This window comes from Pseudomonas sp. BMW13 (assembly GCF_013357275.1).
Classification (GTDB): domain Bacteria; phylum Pseudomonadota; class Gammaproteobacteria; order Pseudomonadales; family Pseudomonadaceae; genus Aquipseudomonas; species Aquipseudomonas khazarica.
In genome coordinates, this window is the sequence record NZ_SUKD01000002.1 from 67,533 (window position 1) to 86,921 (window position 19,389).

Sequence of the window (19,389 nt, forward strand, 5' to 3'; positions counted from 1 at the left end):
AGGGCGGGGCATGGCGTTGCAACTGCTCGAACATCCCGGCGTCAGTCTGGCGTCCGGCGCGGGACTGGACTTGCCGCAGCAGGCTGCGCGCACGCGGGCCATGTGGCTGGCGGGCCGGCAGCAGCGCCCGCCGCTGCTGCTGGTGATGCTCCTTTGGGCGCGCCACTGCCCCGATGTGGTGCAGTACCTGGAGCGCCACCTCGATGCCTTGTTCGCCGATTTCCGCTGCACCCCGCAAAGCTGGAGCGAGACCCAGGCCGCGCGCCAGGTGCTGGCGGCGTTGAACCTGCAGCTGTTCCGCCGGCGCCAGAGCGGGCAGGGCGTGGCCGAGCTGCATGCCGGCATGCTGTTGATCCAGGGCGAGGAACTGCAGTTTCTGCAGGCGGGCAGCGTCGGCCTGACGCGGGTTCGCTGCGGCGCGCCGAGCACCCTGGTCGGGCGTGACGGTCAGGCCCTCGGCGGGCAGGCGGAGCTGGCCCTGGTGCAGCACAGTCTGCTGCTGCAGCGTGACGAGCGGGTGTTGCTGGCGCCGCAGCCGTTGCTCGACGTCAGCGACCTGCAGGCATTGTGCGGTCAGCTCGACGCGTCCCCGGGCGAGCTGCTCCAGCCCCTGCTGCAGGCCCCCGGCGCGGCGGTGCTGCTGCGTGCCGGCGCGGGCGACGAGTGGCCGGCGCTGGCACCCGTGGCGAGCTGCCCGGCATTGGCCGAGGTGGCGTGCGGTCAGCGGATCGACGGTTGGACGCTGCGCCGCGACTGCGCCTATGGGCCTGCCGGGCGGATGTTCCTCGCCCGTGACGAGGCGGGAAGAGACGCGCTGCTGTGGTTTGCCGAAGAGGCCGCCGACGAGGCGTTCTGGCAGCGTGAGTGGGCGTTGCGGCGCAGCACGCACCAGGCGTTGCCGCAGGTGCTGTCGTCGCTGCGTGCCCGCACGCGGGCCTACCTGGTGTTGGCCGCGCCGCCCCGTGGCATGCGCAATCTGGTCGACTGGGTGGCCGCTCAGGGGGCGCCCGATGCGCAAACGCTGCTGAGCGTGCTGGCGCAACTGATCGGCGCCGTGCGCTCGTTGCAGCGCCGGGGCATGCAGGGGCTGTGGCTCAACCCGAGGCAGATCCTGCTGGGCGATGACGGCCGGGTGCTGTTGCTGCCCGGCGCCGCAGCGATTCTGCCCACTGTGGCGCGTCAGCCGTTGCCCGAGCATGCGCTGCCGCTGGCGCCGGAACTGCGCAGCGGGCGTGCCCTGGATGGCCGCGCCGACCAGTTCGCGCTGGCGGCGCTGGCGTACTGGCTGTTGTGTGGGCAATGGCCCGAGGCAGCGCGAGCGGATGTCGGTCCCGGACATTGCTACGTGCCCCTGGCCAACTTCGCCGTGCGCGCCCCCCAGGGCTGGGATGGCGTGCTGGCGCGGGCACTGGCCCCGCAGCCGCAGGCGCGCTTCGAGGCGCTGTCGGAGTTTCAACTGGCCTTGCAACAGCCGTTGCAGCAGCGCCGCAGCCGGGCCTTGCAGCGGCCTTCGCTGCAGCCTGCGCGGCTGCTGACCCTGGCTGCGCTCGTGCTGCCGCTGTTGCTGGGCCTGCTGCTGAGCCTGGGCGGGTGAGGCTCAGTCGCTGTTGATCGGCAGCACGTAGTTCTTGAACTGCTCGTCTTCGACGAAGCCGATGGACTCGTAGACCTTCTGCGCGACTTCATTGTCACGGCTGGTGGCCACGCGCATGCGCACCGCGTGGGTGTCCTTGGCCATCTGCTTGGCGGTATGCAGCAGGCGGTCGGCTACCAGCTGGCGGCGAGCGTCTTCGGCGACATAGATGTCGTTGAGGATCCACACGCGTTTGAGCGACAGCGAGGAGTAGCTGGGGTACAGCTGGCAGAAGCCGAGCAGCTTGTCTTCGTCATCGGCCAGGGCGAGGTAGATCACCGACTCCTTGCGGCGCAGGCGTTTTTCGAGAAACTTGCGCGAGGACTCCGGGTACGGTAGTTCGTTATAGAACTCGCGGTATTTGACGAACAGCGGGTTCAACAGGTCCAGGTGCTCCAGGGTGGCTTGGACGATGCGCATGGTGGGCCTCGGCTTCTGTCTGTGATGGGGCAGGCGTGACGATGCAGCTGTTGTGCCAGTCGCCCGAACGATGCTGCCTCAAAGCCAGTTGAAAGCGCAATCCAAGCAAGCGTTTGATTCTGTTCGGCTGCGCACCTAGCGTCGGATTCGTGCCGTGGTCCTGCTTGCCAACCTGCCGGCAAAGGCGGCGTGCAGGTCGGTAGTGGGCGGCGGGATGAAACGCAGGCGGGCGAACAGGTTGCGCAGGTGATGCTCCATCAGGGTTTCAGCACCGGCGTTGTCACCTTCGGCCAGCCGCTCGATCAGTCGCTGCTGCTCATCGCAGGCACTTGCGTCGTAGGGCTGGGTGCGGCTGAGCGCGACATGCAGGGCGGTCTGGCGCAGGAGCCTGGCGAGAAAATCCCGGAGCCAGGGGTTGTCCGCCAGCGTTGCCAGCTGAAGGTGCACGCCGTTCACGGCTTCGATCAGGCCCGCGTGGTCGCGTCGTTGCAGGCAGTCACGCTGGCGTTGTACCTGCCCGCAGAGGCTTTCGAGTTCAGCCTGTTCCAGGCGGGCAGGGAGCAACCTGAGGATCTGCATCTCGAGTGACAGGCGGGCCTGCAGCAACTTGCCGGCGCGTTTTGCGCAGGGGCGCGTCACCCGTGCAGGTTGGTTGGCTGGCAGTTCCACGGCGCCATCCTGCGCCAGACGTTGCAGCGCTCGCTGCACGGCGTTGCTGCTCAGGCCGAACAATTGGCCGAGCGTCGCCTTGTCCAGCGCTGCCGCCGGTGCCAGGCGGCGTTGCAGTATGGCGCCCTGCAGTGCCTCGTAGAGCGTCTGTTCCGGCGGTCTGCTCATGCCTTGTGGAGGCTGCTGCTGCGCGGGCGTTGGGCCGGGGGTGATGACTCGCATCGCTGAGGATCTCCGAGGGCACGAGCCGCGTTCAGGTTTCTGGCAGTTGCAGCTGCAGGTCGAGACGGCTGCCTTCGTTGAGGATGTGCTGGCGCATGGCGCGGCTGGCCAGTTCGCTGTCACGGCGGCGAATGGCGCGCAGGATGGTTTCGTGCTCTTCGAGAACCTGCTCGGCGTGTTCAGGCTCGCGCAGGGTCGGGCCGTCGCTTTGCTCCAGTGCGCCAGCGGTCTGCTGGGACACGCTGAGGAAGATCGGATTGGAGGTGATTGCCACCAGCTTGCGATGGAAGGCCGAGTAGGCCGTGCCCAGCGCCTGCGGATTGCGTTCCTCCACCGCTTCGCGCATGTCCAGAACGAGCAGGCGCAGCTGGCTCAGCGCGCTGTCGTCGATCGACTGCGCCACCAGACCGGCGATGAATGGCTCCAAGGCATAGCGCAGCTGCAGCACGTTCTCCAGGGTGGCCGAGCGCGGAATCGCTTGCCGGGCCGCGCCGTCGCGTCGCTGCGGCGAGCTGTCCAGCACCTGCACGCCCTTGCCCGGCAGGGAGCGCAGGACGCCCAGCGTTTCCAGCACGGTGATGGCTTCACGCAGGCTGGGGCGGCTGATCTGGAGTTGCTCGGCCAGCTCTCGTTGTCCTGGCAGCATCTGGCCCACGGCCCATTGTCCGCGCTCTATGGGCTCAAGGAGCTTCTGCACGATCGAATCGACTCGTTTGGATGAGGCGAACATTGAGCCTTCCCCTATGGTTGAAATCTTCTGTGGGCCGCCGTCATCTCTCAGGCGTCTGTCTTGCCGGGGCGAGCCAGTGGCGTCTGTGGGCTGCCGGAGGGCTCGGCGTTGCGCGCTTGTGCATGCTCGGCGATGCAGTGCTGGGCCCGAGTGAGGTCCATGTCGCTCTCCCAGCGGGCGATGGCGACGGTCGCGACGCAGTTGCCGGTGAGGTTGGTCAACGCCCGGCCGATGCCCATGAACCAGTCGACCGAGAGTACCAGCACCAGCCCGGCTGCGGGGATGGCGGGAACGGCCGTCAGGGTGGCTGCGAGGATCACCAGGGCCGAGCCGGGAATGCCATGGGCGCCCTTGGAGGTGACCAGCGACACCAGCAGAATGGTCAGCAGATCACCTGCCGAGAGCGCGGTACCCGTGGCATGGGCGATGAACACCACGGCCAGCGTGAGATAGATCGAGAAACCGTCCAGGTTGAAGGAGTAGCCCGTGGGGATCACCAGGCCGACGGTGGAGCTGCGAATGCCCATGCGTTCCAGCTTGCGCATCACCTGAGGCAGCACGGCATCGGAGGAGGCGGTGCCGAAGACGATCACCAGTTCTTCACGGAAGTAACGCAGAAACGGCAGCAGCGGCAGGCCGCAGACACGCAGGACGCTACCGAGCACCAGCACCACGAAGAGGATGCAGGTGAGGTAGAAGACGGCGACCAGGGCGCCCAGGTGGCTCAGGGACTCCAGGCCGTAGCGGCTGGTGGTGAAGGCCACCGCGCCGAACACCCCGATGGGGGCCAGGCGCACGATCATGCCCATGATGCGGAAGATCACGTGGCTGACCTCGCCGATCAGTTTCGACACCCCGGCCGCCTGCTCGCCCACCAGGTTCAGGGCGCTGCCGAACAGCACGGCGAACAGCAGCACCTGGAGGATGTTGTTTTCGGCGAAGGCACTGAATACCGAGGTGGGAATCAGGCCGAGGATGAACTCCACCGGGCCGTGCAGGTGGGTTCCCGAGCTGAGGGCCGCTGCCTCGTTGCCGGACAGGCTGGCCAGGTCGATGTTGGCGCCCGAGCCAAGACCCAGGCCGTAGGCGACGCTCAGGCCGATGACCAGGGCGACCGTGGTCAGTACCTCGAAGTAGATCACCGATTTCAGGCCGATACGGCCGACCTTCTTCAGGTCGCCCGCACCGGAAATGCCGTTGACCACGACGCAGAAGACGATCAGCGCGATGAGCATCTTGATCAGTTTGATGAAGCCATCGCCGAGTGGCTTGAGTTGCGCCGACAGCTCCGGCAGCGCAACGCCGGCGAGGATGCCGAGAATCAGGCCGATGATGACTTGCAGAAATATCGAGCGGGAGCAGAGCTTGAGTAGCATGGCGGGGGTCTCCGTTCGGCGCGCTCGCGGTGCCTCTGGCGGCATGGGTGGCGAGCGCTATTCATTATTGTGGTATTACCGGTCAGACCAGTTGAGCCTACTGCCAAGACTTGCCGGTTGGCAAGCGCCGTTTGTCCTGCGTGCCGTGCGCAGAATTCTGCGAGGTGCCGTGATCTTTTCCGCGCGCGCGGGTCAAACGGCTGCTGCGTCGGGCATGGGGTTGGCCTGGGCGCTGTGCTAACCTGCGGCAAGCTTTCCGGGCTGAAGCGGCCCGTTCTTGAGGTCATCCATGCATATCCACGTTCTCGGCATCTGCGGCACCTTCATGGGGTCGCTGGCCGTCCTGGCCAAGGAACTTGGCCACCGCGTCACCGGCTCCGACGCCAATGTCTATCCGCCCATGAGCACCCAGCTCGAAGCCCAGGGCATCGAGTTGCTGCAGGGTTATGATCCGGCGCACCTGCAGCCGGCACCCGATCTGGTGGTGGTGGGCAACGCCATGAGCCGGGGCAACCCCGCCGTCGAGTACGTGCTGAACCAGGGCCTGCCTTACGTCTCCGGCCCGCAGTGGCTGGCTGACCACGTGCTGCAGGGGCGCTGGGTGCTGGCGGTGGCGGGCACCCACGGCAAGACCAGCAGTTCGAGCATGCTGGCCTGGGTACTGGAGCATGCCGGCATGAGCCCGGGCTTCCTGATCGGTGGCGTGCCGCAGAACTTCGGCATCTCCGCGCGCCTGGGCGGGACGCCGTTCTTCGTGGTCGAGGCCGACGAGTACGACAGTGCCTTCTTCGACAAGCGCAGCAAGTTCGTGCATTACCGTCCGCGCACGGCGATCCTCAACAACCTGGAGTTCGACCACGCGGATATCTTCCCGGATCTGGCGGCCATCGAGCGGCAGTTCCATCATCTGGTGCGTACCGTGCCGGGTGAGGGGCTGGTGATTCATCCGGCCAGTGAAACGGCGCTGGCGCGGGTGATCGAGATGGGCTGCTGGACGCCCGTGCAGACCACCGGCGACGGCGGCCAGTGGCAGGCGCGGCTGCTCGCTGCCGATGGTTCGCGCTTCGAGGTGAGCTTCGAGGGCAAGGTCGAAGGCACCGTGGAGTGGAACCTGACCGGCCAGCACAATGTCGCCAATGCCCTGGCCGTCCTGGCTGCGGCGCGCCATGTCGGCGTGGTGCCGGCCCTCGGCATCGAGGCGCTGGGCCGCTTCGTCAACGCCAAGCGGCGCATGGAAAAGGTCGCCGAGGTGAACGGCATCACCGTGTTCGACGATTTCGCCCATCACCCGACGGCCATCGCCACCACCCTGGATGGTCTGCGCAAGCGCGTGGGTGACGACACGCAGGTGATCGCGGTGATCGAGCCTCGTTCCAATTCCATGAAGCTCGGCGCGCACCGTGATGGCCTGGCCGAATCGGCGGTGCAGGCCGACGCGGTGTTCTGGTATGCGCCGGCGAACCTCGGCTGGGACCTGGCCGCCACCGTCGCCGGGGCGAGCAACCCGACCCGTGTGTGCGATTCGCTGGAGGCGATCATCGATGGGGTGAAGGCGCTGGCGCGACCGGGCACCCAGGTGGTGATCATGAGCAATGGCGGTTTTGGCGGCCTGCACGGCAAGCTGGCGCAGGCCCTGGCCTGAGACGCATAACCCGGTGACAGGGCGGGGCAGCCCGCCACCCAGATGAACCGGCGGGGCACACCCGCCCAGTGGAGCATCCATGAGCGGTCCTGAACGCATTACTCTGGCCATGACCGGCGCTTCGGGCGCGCAGTACGGCCTGCGCCTGCTTGACTGCCTGGTGCAGGAAGATCGTGAAGTGCACTTCCTGATCTCCAAGGCTGCGCAACTGGTGATGGCGACCGAAACCGACGTCGCGCTGCCGAGCAAGCCGCAGGCCATGGCGCAGTTCCTCACCGAGTACACCGGTGCTGCGCCGGGGCAGGTGCGGGTCTACGGCAAGGAGGACTGGATGGCGCCGGCGGCATCCGGTTCGGGGGCGCCGACCGCCATGGTGGTGGTGCCGTGCAGCACCGGGACCCTGTCGGCGATTGCCAGCGGTGCCTGCAACAACCTGATCGAACGCGCCGCCGACGTGGCGCTGAAGGAGCGCCGCCAGTTGGTCCTGGTGCCGCGCGAGGCGCCCTATTCGAGCATCCACCTGGAGAACATGCTCAAGCTGTCGAACCTGGGGGTGACCATCCTGCCGGCCTCGCCGGGCTTCTATCACCAGCCGCAGACGCTGGATGACCTGGTGGACTTCGTCGTCGCGCGCATCCTCAACTGCCTGGGCATTCCCCAGGACATGCTGCCGCGCTGGGGCGAACATCACATGGTCTCGGACGACTGACGTGCGCCTCGCCGCCCTGGCGCTGCTGATCCTGGCCATGCAAGGCTGCGCCACGCTGCGTACGCTGGATGCGGCCAAGGCCGACGCGCCGGTGGTGTACGCGGGGACGCGGTTGGACTGGTATGCGCTGAACGGAGGCTGTTGCCCGCTGGAACGCTTCGGCACCGAGGCGCCACGCTATCCGGGGCTGGATCTGCCGGGCAGTGCGCTGCTCGACACCCTGCTGCTGCCGTTCTCCCTGGCCGCTGCGCTGGGCGTGAGCCTGGGTGTCAGCGGCGGCCTCTAGCTTCGTTCAGCAGGCTTCGGTTTCCACCGCCTGGCAGACATCGACCCATTCGGCATCGACCAGCTCGGCCATGCGCCGCGGTGCGATGCGCACCGCGCTGTGGGTAGCGCCGGCCGCCGGCAGCACTTCATCGAAGGCCAGCAGCGAGCGGTCGCAATAGACGCTCAGTGGCGTGGCCAGGCCGAACGGGCAGACGCCGCCGACCGGATGGCTGGTCAGCTCGATCACGGTCTGTGCGTCGAGCATCTTGGCCTTGGCGCCGAAGCACTCCTTCATCTTGCGGTTGTCGATACGCGCATCGCCACTGGCGACGATCAGCAGGTCGCGTTCGGCGATGCGGAAGGCCAGGGTCTTGGCGATCTGTCCCGGCGATACACCATGGGCTTCGGCGGCCAGCGCCACGGTGGCGGTACTGGACTGCAGCTCGATGATCGAAATGTCGGGCGCCTTGGCGGCGAAGAAGGCGCGTACAGAGGCCAGGCTCATGAAGCGGTTCCCCAGGGCTGTCGAGGTGGACACGGCACCACGGCCAGTCTTCCGCTGACCAGGCGCGAACCCCTCCCTGGGGCGCCGGTGTGGTTGCGACCACGGCTGAAAAACAAGCGGCCATGCTCGCGCTGCATGACCGCTACGTCAAGGCCCGGTGGCGTCAATTTGCCAGCAGATGCGCCGTTTTTACCGCCTCATCGAGACCATAACGGCCTTTTTCATCGCGGCTTACCCGGCCCATGGCGGTGTCCGGGTCATGGGTGAACACCAGCCGGCCGCCACGGCCGAACAGGTCGGCGAGCAGGGCTTCCTTCTCTTCGATCAGGCCTTCGGGAAAGCGGTCGTAGCCCATGGTGATCGGCAGGTGAACCCAGGGCGCGCCGGGAATCAGGTCGCCGGGGAACACCACCGGCCCACCCGGCATGGCCACCTCCGGCAGCAGCTGGCCCGGGGTGTGGCCATCGCTCCAGTGCAGGCGCCAGTCGGCGCCGAGCAGGTCGCAGTGGGTCGCGCCTGCGTCGATCAGTTGCAGGCGGCCACTGGCTTCGAGCAGGTCCAGCAGCTCCGGGATGTACGACGCACGATCACGCGCATGGGGCTGGCGCGCACGCTGCCATTGCTGGCGGCCGGTGACGAACTGTGCATGAGGGAACAGCAGGCGCGGCGGCTGGTCGTCCTGCCAGGCGGCGAGGAGGCCGCCGGCGTGGTCGAAGTGCAGGTGGGTGAGCACCACGATATCGATGTCGGCGTCGCTCAGGCCCAGCGCGGCCAGGCTGTCGAGCAGCACGTGGCGATCTTCCTGCACGCCGAAGCGCTGTTTCAGCACCGGGCTGAAGAAGGCGCCGATGCCGGTTTCCACCAGGATGTTGCGCTCCTCTTCCTGCACCAGCAGGGCGCGGCAGCCGAGGTCGATGCGATTCAGTTCGTCGGCGGGCATCCAGCGTTGCCAGAGGGCCTTGGGGGCGTTGCCGAACATGGCTCCACCGTCGAGTTTCTGGCTGTTGCCGGTCAGGGTCGTCAGGGTTCGCATGGGATTCTCTTGTTCTTGTCCGGGATTGCAGGGTGGGGCGGTGCAGCCTGAGCCACCCTGCGAGCGATGCAGGCGCAGGGTGGATGGCGCTTTTTACCGCCACCGCCTCCTTTGTTCTAGCGTTCGAGAGCCAGGGCCACGCCCTGGCCGCCGCCGATGCACAGGGTGGCCAGGCCACGGCGTGCCTCGCGGCGCTGCATCTCGTGGACCAGGCTGACCAGGATACGGCAACCCGAGGCGCCGATGGGGTGGCCGAGGGCGATGGCGCCGCCGTTGACGTTGACCTTGGCGCTGTCCCAGTGCAGTTCGCGGCCCACGGCGATGGCCTGGGCGGCGAAGGCTTCGTTGGCCTCGATCAGGTCGAGCTGTTCCAGGCTCCAGCCGGCGCGCTCCAGCGCCTTGCAGCTGGCGAACACCGGGCCGATGCCCATCACGGCCGGGTCGACCCCGGCGCTGGCGTGGGCGGCGATGCGCGCCAGCACCGGCAGGCGCAGTTCGGCGGCCTTCTCGGCACTCATCAGCAGTACCGCAGCGGCGCCGTCGTTGAGGGTCGAGGCATTGCCGGCGGTCACCGTGCCGTCGCTCTTGAAGGCCGCCCGCAATTTACCCAGCCCCTCCAGGCTGGCGTCGGCGCGTGGCTGCTCGTCACGCTCGACGATCAGTGCTTCGGCACCACGGCGGGGTACGGCGACCGGGACGATCTCGGCGCTGAAGCGCCCGGCCTGGATGGCCGCCTGCGCGCGTTGCTGCGAGCGCAGGGCGAAGGCGTCCTGTTCGGCGCGGCTGATGCCGTACTGCTCGGCCAGATTCTCGGCGGTGATGCCCATGTGATAGTCGTTGAACGCGTCCCACAGGCCATCCTGGATCATCGTGTCGAGCAGTTGCGCATGCCCCATGCGCAGGCCCGTGCGGGCGCCGGGCATGACGTAGGGGGCCAGGCTCATGTTCTCCTGGCCGCCAGCGACGATGATCTCGGCGTCGCCACCGCGAATGGCCTGGGCACCGAGGATCACCGCCTTGAGGCCGGAGCCGCAGACCTTGTTCAGGGTCATGGCCGGCACCGTGTGTGGCAGACCGGCGAGCAGGGCGCTCTGCCGCGCGGGGTTCTGCCCGCTGCCGGCAGTGAGCACCTGGCCCAGGATGACCTCGTCCACCTGGGCCTCGTCCACGCCGCTGCGGGCCAGCAGCTCGCGGATCACCATCGCACCCAGCTCCGGGGCCGGGATGCGGCTAAGCGCCCCCTGGAAACTGCCGATGGCGGTACGGCAGGCGGCGACTATCACGACTTCACGCATAAGGGGTCCTCGGCGGAGGCCTGTGCTGCCTCCGCTGCTGAATAAAAAAGCGCGGCGCAAGGCCGCGCAACACGCTCAACCTTCAGAATTGCTCGGCGGCCAGGCCGTACAGCGGCTGGCTGCCGGCGCGAATGCTCGCTTCCAGACTCAGGGTGCGCGGCAGCAGGCGGCTGAAGAAGAACTCGGCAGTGGCCAGCTTGGCGCTGCAGAAGGCTTCGTCCTCGGCCTGCTTGCGCTGCGCCACGGCGGCCATGCGCGCCCACATGTAGGCGTAGGCGACGTAGCCGAACAGGTGCAGATACTCCACCGAGGCGGCGCCCACCGAGTTGGGGTCGGCCTTGGCCTGCTCCAGCACCCAGCCACTGACCGCCTCCAGGCGCTCCAGTGCTTCGACCAGGCGCTCGCCATGGGACGACGCGTTGGCGTGGGCGAAAGCACGCACTTCACTGGCGAACAGGCGCAGTGCGGCGCCGCCGTTGGCCACCACCTTGCGCCCGAGCAGATCGAGGGCCTGGATGCCGTTGGTGCCTTCGTAGATCTGCGCGATGCGCACGTCGCGCACCAGCTGTTCCTGGCCCCACTCGCGGATGTAACCGTGGCCGCCGAACACCTGCTGGCCATGCACGCAGCTTTCCAGGCCGGTGTCGGTGAAGAAGGCCTTGGCCACCGGTGTGAGCAGCGCGACCAGGGCTTCGGCGTTCTGCCGCTCGCCGGCATCCTCGGCGTACTTGGCCAGGTCCAGCTGCTGGCCGACGTAACAGGCAAAGGCGCGGCCGCCTTCGTTGAGCGCCTTCATGGTCAGCAGCATGCGGCGCACGTCGGCATGCACGATGATCGGATCAGCGACCTTGTCCTGATTGACCGGGCCGGTGGCGGCGCGGCTCTGGATGCGCTCGCGGGCATAGCCGACCGCCGACTGGTAGGAGGCCTCGGCGCAGCCGATGCCCTGGATACCGATGGACAGGCGTTCGTAGTTCATCATGGTGAACATCGCCGCCAGGCCCTTGTTGACCTCGCCGATCAGGTAGCCGGTGGCGCCGTCGAAGTTCATCACGCAGGTGGCCGAGGCCTTGATACCCATCTTGTGCTCGATGGAGCCGCAGCTCACCGCATTGCGCGCGCCCAGGCTGCCGTCGGCGTTGACCAGCACCTTGGGCACCAGCAGCAGCGAGATGCCTTTCGGGCCCGCGGGCGCGTCCGGCAGCTTGGCCAGCACCAGATGGATGATGTTCTCGGTCAGGTCCTGCTCGCCGCCGGTGATGAAGATCTTGCTGCCGGTGACCTTGTAGCTGCCATCGGCCTGGGGTTCGGCGCGGGTGCGGATGATGCCCAGGTCGGTACCGGCATGGGCCTCGGTCAGGCACATGGAGCCGGCCCAGCGGCCTTCGTACATCGGCGGCAGGTAGGTGCTCTTCAGTTCCTCGCTGGCGTGGGCGTCGATGGCCAGGCAGGCGCCGGAGCTCAGCGCCGAGTACAGGGCGAAGCTGGAGCCGGCGGCGTAGAGCATTTCCTCGAAGGCCACGGCGAGCATCTTGGGCATGCCCATGCCGCCGTACTCGGGGTTGCCGGAGAGGCCGACCCAGCCGCCCTCGGTGTAGGTGGCATAGGCTTCGCGAAAGCCTGCCGGGGTGCGTACCTCGCCCGCTTGCCACTGCGCGCCTTCCTCGTCGCCGCTGCGGTTGAGCGGGGCGATCAGGGTGCCGGTGACCTTGGCCGCCTCTTCGAGGATGGCGTCGGCGGTGTCGGCGTCGACGGTTTCCGCCAGGGCCGGCAGGCGCGCCCACAGGCTCGGCGCCTGGAACACGTCATGAAGGACGAAGCGCATGTCGCGCAGCGGGGCGTTGAATTCGGGCATGGTGCAACCTCGACAGCAGGGGCGCCGCGACGAGCGCGGCGCGTGTGGAACGAAAAAGCGTCAGTCGGCTTCGGCCGTCTCGCTCGGCTTATCCTTGACGCTGGTGAATTTAAGCAGATGGGTGCGCTCGACCAGAATGTACAGCGCAGCGCCTGCGGCCAGGCCCCAGCCCGCGCCGTAGACGGCGAGCACCACACCCATGGTGCCGGCGATACCGCGTTCGGTGTTGTTGTTCAGCTGCTCGAAACCGACCATCAGGCAGATGTAGCCGGTGAGGATCAGCGTCAGCGACAGGGCGATCGGCAGCACCGGCTGGAAGAAGCTGACCAGCGGCAGCATGAACAGCGCGGCGAAGCCGGTGATCCAGAAGGTGCCGGCGCCGCTGTAGATCGAGTCCATCGCCTTGCGTCCGTACTTGTAGCGCTCGGCCATGGTCGCCGCCACGGCCGTCCACAACGGCCCGGCGAGGCCAGGGTAGGGCGCGAAGAAGGCGTGCAGGGCGTTGCGGATGGCGGTCACCAGGTGCACGCGGTCGACGTTGTTTTCGATCACTTCATCGGTGCGCAGTTCATCGGCGCGTTGCATCAGCGACTGGCCGACGATGATGTCGCCGAAGGCGATCACGTAGGCGATCACTGCGGTGGGAACGGCCAGCATGAACACGTCCAGGCCGGGGAAGCCGACGCTGAACGGCAGGTAGTTCCACATTTCGCCGAAGGCCGGCGCGGTGATGCCCCACCTGACGTCCGGCATCTTGTACTCGCCCACGGCGATGCCGATGAAAATGGCGATCAGCATCCCGGGCACCATGCCGTAGTTGACCACCTTGCGCGCCAGCGGCAGGCGCTCGGTCAGGCCCTTGAACGACACCGAGAACATCAGGTACAGGCAGATCAGGCTGCCGAGCACCAGCGAGATCGGCGTATTGGCCAGGCGTCCGCCGGCACTGATCTCGCCCATCAGGGCGGCGATGCCGGCGCCGATGATGATGCCGCCCTTCATCGAGTTGGGGATCAGCCGCACCAGTGTGCTGCCCAGGCGCGTGACGCCGAGGAAGAGGAAGATCACGAACACCAGGAACTGCAGGGCGAACAGCGCCCGGATGGCCTCCGGGCCAGGTTCGTAGTTGCCGAGAAACAGCAGCACCACGGGGATGCCGGGGGTGATCCAGCCGGGCACGAAGGGCACGCCGAGCAGTGCCGGCAGCATGAAGCCGATGCCGCATACCACCACGTAGGCCAGCGCCACGTCGTAGGGCAGGCCGAGGTACTTTTCCAGCAGCGGGATCATCGCCAGGCTGACCACGAACATGATCAGCGCCTGCAGCATTTCGGCGGTTTCCCAGCGGTAGTGGACGAAAGGCAGGCGCACCTTGAACGGGCCGACAGGCCAGTGCGGTTGCTCGTCGCCGTCACGGCGCTTGAAGATTTGCATGAGGGTTCTCCGTCGGCCGCCAGGGCCAGTTCTTGTTGTTGTGAAAACGGTAGGCTGCGGTCTGTGGGAGGCGCTCGCGGCTGAAGCCCCTCCCACATAGGGTCAGAGCGCCTTGGCCATGTCGCGCAGGACGAACTTCTGGATCTTCCCGGTGCTGGTCTTCGGCAGTGCCGTGAAGACCACGGTCTTCGGCACCTTGAAGCCGGCCAGGTGCTCGCGGCAGAAGGCCATGATGTCGCTGTCGCTGGCCTGCTGGCCGGTCTTGAGGGTGATGAAGGCACAGGGCGTCTCGCCCCATTTCTCGTCCGGGCGGGCGACCACGGCGGCCTCCAGCACGGCAGGGTGGCGATAGAGCACGCCCTCGACCTCGATGGTGGAGATGTTCTCGCCGCCGGAGATGATGATGTCCTTGAGGCGGTCGCGGATTTCCACGTAGCCATCGGCGTGGCACACGCCCAGGTCGCCGGTGTGGAACCAGCCGCCCTCGAAGGCTTCGCTGGTGGCGCTGGGGTTCTTCAGGTAGCCCTTCATCACGGTGTTGCCGCGCATGAAGATCTCGCCGATGGTCTGGCCGTCACGCGGGACCGGCTCGAGGGTTTTCGGGTCGGCGACCATGACGCCTTCCAGGGTCGGGTAGCGCACGCCCTGACGCGCCTTGATGGTGGCGCGCTCCTCCAGCGGCAGGTCGTCCCACTCGGCGTGCCAGGCGCACAGGGTCACCGGGCCGTAGACCTCGGTCAGGCCATAGACGTGGGTCACGGAGATGCCCATCTCTTCCACCGCGCCGATCACCTTGGCCGGTGGCGCGGCGCCGGCGACCATGGCCTTGACCGGATGATCGATGGCCGCCTTGGCCTCCGCGGGCATGTTCACCAGCGCGTTGAGCACGATGGGCGCGCCGCACAGGTGGCTGACCTGCTCGTCGCGGATCAGGGTGAGGATCTTCGCCGGGTCGACGCGGCGCAGGAACACATGCACGCCCGCCAGCGCGGTGATGGTCCAGGGGTAGCACCAGCCGTTGCAGTGGAACATCGGCAGGGTCCACAGGTAGACCGGGTGGTTGCCCATGTTCCAGGTCATCTGGTTGCCCATGGCGTTGAGGAACGCGCCGCGGTGGTGGTAGACCACGCCCTTGGGGTTGCCGGTGGTGCCGGAGGTGTAGTTGAGGCTGATGGCCTGCCACTCGTCCGTCGGCCATTGCCAGGCGAACTCCGGGTCGCCCTCGGCGAGGAAGGCTTCGTAGTCCAGGTCGCTGACCGCCTGGCCTTCGCCGTACTCGGGGTCGTCGACGTCGATCACCAGCGGCGGATGGTCGAGCATGCCGATGGCCGCGTGGATCACATCGAAGAACTCGCGGTCGGCGATCACCACCTTGGCTTCGCCATGCTGCAGCATGAAGGAGATGGCTTCGGCATCCAGGCGCACGTTGAGGGTGTTGAGCACCGCGCCGATCATCGGCACGCCGAAATGCGCCTCGAGCATCGCCGGGATGTTCGGCAGCATCACCGCCACCGTGTCGCCCTTGCCGATTCCGCGTCCGGCCAGTGCCGAGGCCAGGCGCCGGCAGCGCGCGTAGGTCTCGGCCCAGTCACGTCGAATCGAGCCATGCACCACGGCCGGGTAGTGCGGGTATACCGCCGCCGTACGTTCGATGAAGCTCAGGGGGCTGAGGGCGACATGGTTGACGGCGGCGCGGCCGAGGCCCTGCTCGTAGATCGACATGGCGGATACACCTTTGGCTGATTGTTAGCTCTGGTTATTCCGGTAATGATGCAGGCATTACCGAATCTTTCTGGCGGTAATTTATAGGGCATTTCTAATTTATATGGAAGTTGTACCAAGGTTTTATAGAATAACTACTATATGAGTCTTTCGAGCGATCAGGCGGCCGTGCCGCTGCAGGCCTGGCTACGCATTCAGCGCGAGGCGCCGTCCCTCAACGAACGGGCGGCGGCTCTGCGCCGCGCCGTGCTGGGTTGCCCGCAGGTGCGCCAGGCCTGGTACCTGGCCTGGCAGCCGGCCAGCGGGACCTATGCGCAGGAGGGCGGCGGCCCGCGCCTGCCGCCGGGGCAAGGCGACCCCCTGGCTGCTGGCGACCAGGTGCTGTTCGAGGCGCTGCTGGCGCAGCCGAGCATGAGCCTGGACGCATTGCGCCAGCTGCCGTGCTGGCTGGCCGGGCGCTTGCGCCGCGCCGCCATCCACCATGGCCAGGCGCTGGCGCTGAGCCTGGAGGACGGTAGTGCGGGGCTGTTGCTGCTGCAGGTGGAGGAAGGCGCCGGGCTGGAGTGGTTGCCCTGGCTGCGTCAGTTGCTGGTGCAGCTGGTTGGCCTGGCCGGCGGCATGAGTCGCAGTGCGCCGTTGCTCTCGGCCGATCCGCAGCCGGCGCTGCTGCTCGACGAACGAGCGCAGCCGCTGGAGTTCAACCAGGCCTTGCAGGCGCTGCTTGGCGAGCGCTCGCTGGCGCAGGTCGAGGCCCTGCTGCCGGTCAACCACCTGCCACTGGTGCGTGCCTGCCTGGAGCAGCGCAGGGCCATCGAGGCGGTCGAGGCGCAGGATGGCGAGCGCATCCTGATCTGGAGTTTCATCCCCGACCTGGCGGAGCGGCAGGTGCTGGCGCGCTGCCGCGAGGCGACCCAGGAGGTGCGTGATCAGCGGGAAGCCGCGCGTGCGCGTCGCCTGTACCGGCTGATCACCGAGAACACCACGGACCTGATTTCCCGTCACACGCCCGAAGGCGTGTTCCTCGATGCCTCGCCCGCCAGCTGGACCCTGCTCGGCTACTGGCCGGAGGAGCTGCGCGGGCGCAGCGTGGACAGCCTGCTGCATCCGCTGGACCAGACCCAGCAGGCGCGCCAGGCCTATGAGGCGCTGGAGCAGGATGGCTATCACACCATGACCTACCGGATTCGCCATCGGGACGGCCATTACCTGTGGTTCGAGACCGCCAGCCGCGCCATTCGCGAGACCTACACCGGCGCGGTGGTGGAGGTGGTCAGTGTCTCGCGCGACATCACCGCACGCATTCAGGCCGAAGAGAACAAGCGGCGTCTGGCCGAGGTCGTCGAGGCCAATACCGATCTGGTGCTGTTCATCGAACCGGGCGGACGCCTGACCCACCTCAACCCCTCGGCACGCCGGGCGCTGGGCATCGCCGCCGAACAGCCGCTGCCGACCTTGCCGCAACTGCTGGCCGAGGCCGATCTGGCGCTGCTCGAACGCGAGGGCTGGGCCCGCGCCGATGCCGGCGGTGTGTGGAGCTGCGAGGCGCGCCTGCTGCCGCTGGCAGGGGGCTCGCTGCCGGTGTCGCTGGTGTTGCTGGCGCATCGTGGCGCCGGTGACGAGCGCTACTACTCGCTGGTGGCGCGGGACATGACCGAACGTGAACTGCGCGAGGCCCAGCAGCGTCGCCACCAGGACGAGCTGGCGCACACCGCGCGGCTGGTCACCCTGGGCGAGCTGGCCTCGGGCATCGCCCATGAGATCAACCAGCCGCTGGCGGCGGTGGTCAACTACGCCGGCGCCAGCCAGCGCTACCTGCAGGGCGTCGGTGGCGACCCGGCGGCGACGGACAAGGTGGCCCAGGGCCTGGCGCGCATCACCGAGCACGCCAACCACGCCTCGGAGGTGATCAAGCGCCTGCGTGCCTTCCTGCGCAAGGGCCAGCGGCGCATGCAGGCGCTCGATCTGGCCGAGGTGGCGCGCGAGGCGGTGCGCCTCTGTCATTGGGAAGCCGGTGCCGCGCAGGTGGCGGTGTGCGACGCCTTGCCGGACAATCTGCCGCCGGTGTTCGCCGACCGGGTGCTGCTCGAACAGGTGCTGCTCAACCTGCTGCGCAATGCCATCGAGGCCAATCGTGAAGTGCATGCCGGCGCGGCTTCGCAGATTCGTCTGGAGGCCTGCGAGCAGGACGGCAGCCTGGCGATCCGTGTGCTCGACCAGGGGCCGGGAGTCAGTGACGAGCAACTGGTCAAGCTGTTCACGCCGTTCTACACCAGCAAGGCGGAGGGCCTGGGTCTCGGCCTGTCCATGAGTCGCAGCATCGTCGAGGGCTTCGGCGGGGCGCTGGAGGCATTCCCGCTGGAGGGCGGCCTGTGCCTGGAGTGCCGCTTGCCGCTGGGCAGGGACGACGAGTCGTTGTCGAACAGTCGCGGCTAAGGCCCCTCCCACCAAGCCTGCACGTTGTGGGAGGGGCTTCTAGCCGCGAGCGATGAAATGCATAACAACAAGAGGAGCTGCACGCGGATGCAACAACTGGTTTATGTGGTCGATGACGACCAGGGCATGCTCGACTCGACGCTCTGGCTGCTGGAGTCGGTGGGCCTGAAAGGCGTGCCCTTCACCAGTGGCCGCGCCTTTCTCGAAGCCTGCGAGGCGAACGCCAATGCCTGCGTGCTGCTGGATGTGCGCATGCCGGGGATGGGCGGGCTGAACGTGCAGGACGAGATGCGTGCGCGCGGCATCGAGCTGCCGGTGATCTTCGTCAGCGGCCATGCCGATGTTCCCATCGTGGTGCGTGCGTTCAAGGCCGGCGCGGTGGATTTCATCGAGAAGCCCTACAACGAGCAGCTGCTGCTCGACAGTGTGCAGCAGGCGCTGGAGCGTCGTGCGCCGGTACCGCGCCGCGATTCACGTCTGGCCGAGGTGCAGGCGCGTCTGGAGCAGCTCACCCCGCGCGAGCGTGACGTGCTGCTGCCGCTGGTGCGCGGCTACACCAACCGTGAGGTGGCCGAGCAGCTGCATATCAGCGTGAAGACCGTCGACCTGTACCGCTCGCGGGTGATGAAGCGCATGCAGGCCGAGACCCTGCCGGAGCTGGTGGGCATGGCCATCGCTGCGGGGCTGGTGGATGCGCTGGCGCTGCGGGGCTAGTGGGCCTGCTCGTCGCCGACGCGCTCCAGCCGATAGCCATAGCCATAGATGGTGAGCAACTGCCAGCCATGTTCGGGCGACAGGCCCAGCTTGTTGCGCAAACGGTAGATATGGGTATCCAGCGGGCGCGAGGAATGCACTTCTTCATGGGGCCAGAAGCGCTCGTAGAAGTACTCGCGTGATAGCGGGCGGCCGAGGTTGTTGAACAGATAACGCGCAATGCGGTACTCGCGCTCGGTCAGCGTCACCGGCTGGCCGGCGCGGCTGACGCAGAGCTCGGCGTCGTCGAACAGCAGGTCGCCGAACTGACTGCGTTCGGCCTCTGCCGGGCGGACTCCGCCCCGACGGCGCATCACCGCGAGGATGCGCGCCCGCAGCTCGTGCGGGCGAAAGGGCTTGCAGATGTAGTCGTCGGCACCGGCGTTGAGGGCTCGCACCACGTCCTGCTCGCTGTCGCGGCTGGTGATCATGATCACCGGTGGCGAATCTTCCAGGTGCTCACGGCTCCACTTGAGAATCTGCAGGCCACTGATGTCCGGCACCTGCCAGTCGAGGATGAGCAGGTCGTAGCGCTCGCGCTTGAGCCGCCGGAGCATCTCTTCACCGCGACAGAAACAGTGCGTGAGCCAGGGCGCGCGCTGCGACTCGTCCATGCTCTGCAGGGTCTGCTCGAGGCGCTGCAGTTCAGCCGTCTCATCGTCCAGTATCGCCACGCGCATGGCCTGTCCTC

General features: G+C 67.3%; 17 protein-coding genes. 6 read left to right on the plus strand and 11 right to left on the minus strand.

What is annotated here, in order from left to right:
* Positions 1–10: 10 nt before the first annotated feature.
* Complete coding sequence (locus E4487_RS01400) at positions 11–1,594, plus strand: protein kinase (protein ID WP_175252560.1); 1,584 nt, start codon at positions 11–13, stop codon at positions 1,592–1,594.
* A gap of 3 nt (positions 1,595–1,597) precedes the next feature.
* Here the strand turns inward: E4487_RS01400 and E4487_RS01405 are convergent, their stop codons facing one another.
* The 4 genes from E4487_RS01405 to E4487_RS01420 form a co-directional block, all read right to left on the minus strand.
* Positions 1,598–2,053: a GNAT family N-acetyltransferase gene (locus E4487_RS01405; RefSeq protein ID WP_047591094.1), complete on the minus strand. Its 456-nt coding sequence runs from the start codon at positions 2,051–2,053 to the stop codon at positions 1,598–1,600.
* 135 nt (positions 2,054–2,188) lie between these two features.
* The gene (locus tag E4487_RS01410) at positions 2,189–2,890 is read right to left on the minus strand and encodes a GntR family transcriptional regulator (protein ID WP_244229814.1); all 702 of its coding nucleotides are present in this window, start codon (positions 2,888–2,890) and stop codon (positions 2,189–2,191) included.
* An 85-nt stretch (positions 2,891–2,975) separates the two neighbouring features.
* Entirely contained in the window at positions 2,976–3,674 is a 699-nt protein-coding gene (locus E4487_RS01415) for a FadR/GntR family transcriptional regulator (protein ID WP_037051497.1), read from the minus strand.
* Positions 3,675–3,721: 47 nt separating this feature from the next.
* Complete coding sequence (locus E4487_RS01420; RefSeq protein ID WP_175252561.1) at positions 3,722–5,095, minus strand: C4-dicarboxylate transporter DctA; 1,374 nt, start codon at positions 5,093–5,095, stop codon at positions 3,722–3,724.
* A 244-nt stretch (positions 5,096–5,339) separates the two neighbouring features.
* On the opposite strand from E4487_RS01420, the gene mpl reads away from it, so the two are divergent.
* The 3 genes from mpl to E4487_RS01435 all read left to right on the plus strand — a co-directional run bounded on the left by mpl (position 5,340) and on the right by E4487_RS01435 (position 7,687).
* The gene (gene mpl, locus E4487_RS01425; RefSeq protein WP_150606665.1) at positions 5,340–6,692 is read left to right on the plus strand and encodes a UDP-N-acetylmuramate:L-alanyl-gamma-D-glutamyl-meso-diaminopimelate ligase; all 1,353 of its coding nucleotides are present in this window, start codon (positions 5,340–5,342) and stop codon (positions 6,690–6,692) included.
* A gap of 79 nt (positions 6,693–6,771) precedes the next feature.
* Entirely contained in the window at positions 6,772–7,401 is a 630-nt protein-coding gene (gene ubiX / locus E4487_RS01430; RefSeq protein WP_175252562.1) for a flavin prenyltransferase UbiX, read from the plus strand.
* A gap of 37 nt (positions 7,402–7,438) precedes the next feature.
* The gene (locus E4487_RS01435) at positions 7,439–7,687 is read left to right on the plus strand and encodes a YceK/YidQ family lipoprotein (protein ID WP_052178375.1); all 249 of its coding nucleotides are present in this window, start codon (positions 7,439–7,441) and stop codon (positions 7,685–7,687) included.
* Between the two features lie 6 nt (positions 7,688–7,693).
* Here the strand turns inward: E4487_RS01435 and E4487_RS01440 are convergent, their stop codons facing one another.
* From E4487_RS01440 to E4487_RS01465, 6 genes are all read right to left on the minus strand, one after another.
* A complete protein-coding gene (locus tag E4487_RS01440) occupies positions 7,694–8,173 on the minus strand; it encodes a YbaK/EbsC family protein (protein ID WP_175252563.1) in 480 nt (159 codons plus the stop codon).
* Positions 8,174–8,336: 163 nt separating this feature from the next.
* Complete coding sequence (locus E4487_RS01445) at positions 8,337–9,206, minus strand: MBL fold metallo-hydrolase (RefSeq protein ID WP_175252564.1); 870 nt, start codon at positions 9,204–9,206, stop codon at positions 8,337–8,339.
* Between the two features lie 116 nt (positions 9,207–9,322).
* Entirely contained in the window at positions 9,323–10,501 is a 1,179-nt protein-coding gene (locus E4487_RS01450; protein WP_037051512.1) for an acetyl-CoA C-acetyltransferase, read from the minus strand.
* Positions 10,502–10,583: 82 nt separating this feature from the next.
* Positions 10,584–12,356: an acyl-CoA dehydrogenase C-terminal domain-containing protein gene (locus E4487_RS01455; RefSeq protein ID WP_175252565.1), complete on the minus strand. Its 1,773-nt coding sequence runs from the start codon at positions 12,354–12,356 to the stop codon at positions 10,584–10,586.
* Between the two features lie 60 nt (positions 12,357–12,416).
* The gene (locus E4487_RS01460) at positions 12,417–13,790 is read right to left on the minus strand and encodes a solute carrier family 23 protein (protein WP_134675769.1); all 1,374 of its coding nucleotides are present in this window, start codon (positions 13,788–13,790) and stop codon (positions 12,417–12,419) included.
* Positions 13,791–13,892: 102 nt separating this feature from the next.
* Positions 13,893–15,512: an acyl-CoA synthetase gene (locus E4487_RS01465; RefSeq protein WP_047591075.1), complete on the minus strand. Its 1,620-nt coding sequence runs from the start codon at positions 15,510–15,512 to the stop codon at positions 13,893–13,895.
* A gap of 141 nt (positions 15,513–15,653) precedes the next feature.
* Between E4487_RS01465 and E4487_RS01470 the strand changes: the two genes are divergently transcribed.
* A complete protein-coding gene (locus E4487_RS01470; protein WP_134675768.1) occupies positions 15,654–17,945 on the plus strand; it encodes a PAS domain S-box protein in 2,292 nt (763 codons plus the stop codon).
* An 87-nt stretch (positions 17,946–18,032) separates the two neighbouring features.
* Positions 18,033–18,659, plus strand: a complete 627-nt coding sequence (locus tag E4487_RS01475; protein ID WP_037051523.1) for a response regulator transcription factor — start codon at positions 18,033–18,035, stop codon at positions 18,657–18,659.
* On the opposite strand, the gene E4487_RS01480 is transcribed toward E4487_RS01475, so the two are convergent.
* Positions 18,656–19,378: a response regulator transcription factor gene (locus E4487_RS01480; RefSeq protein ID WP_134675766.1), complete on the minus strand. Its 723-nt coding sequence runs from the start codon at positions 19,376–19,378 to the stop codon at positions 18,656–18,658. The genes E4487_RS01475 and E4487_RS01480 overlap by 4 nt on opposite strands.
* Positions 19,379–19,389: the final 11 nt, after the last annotated feature.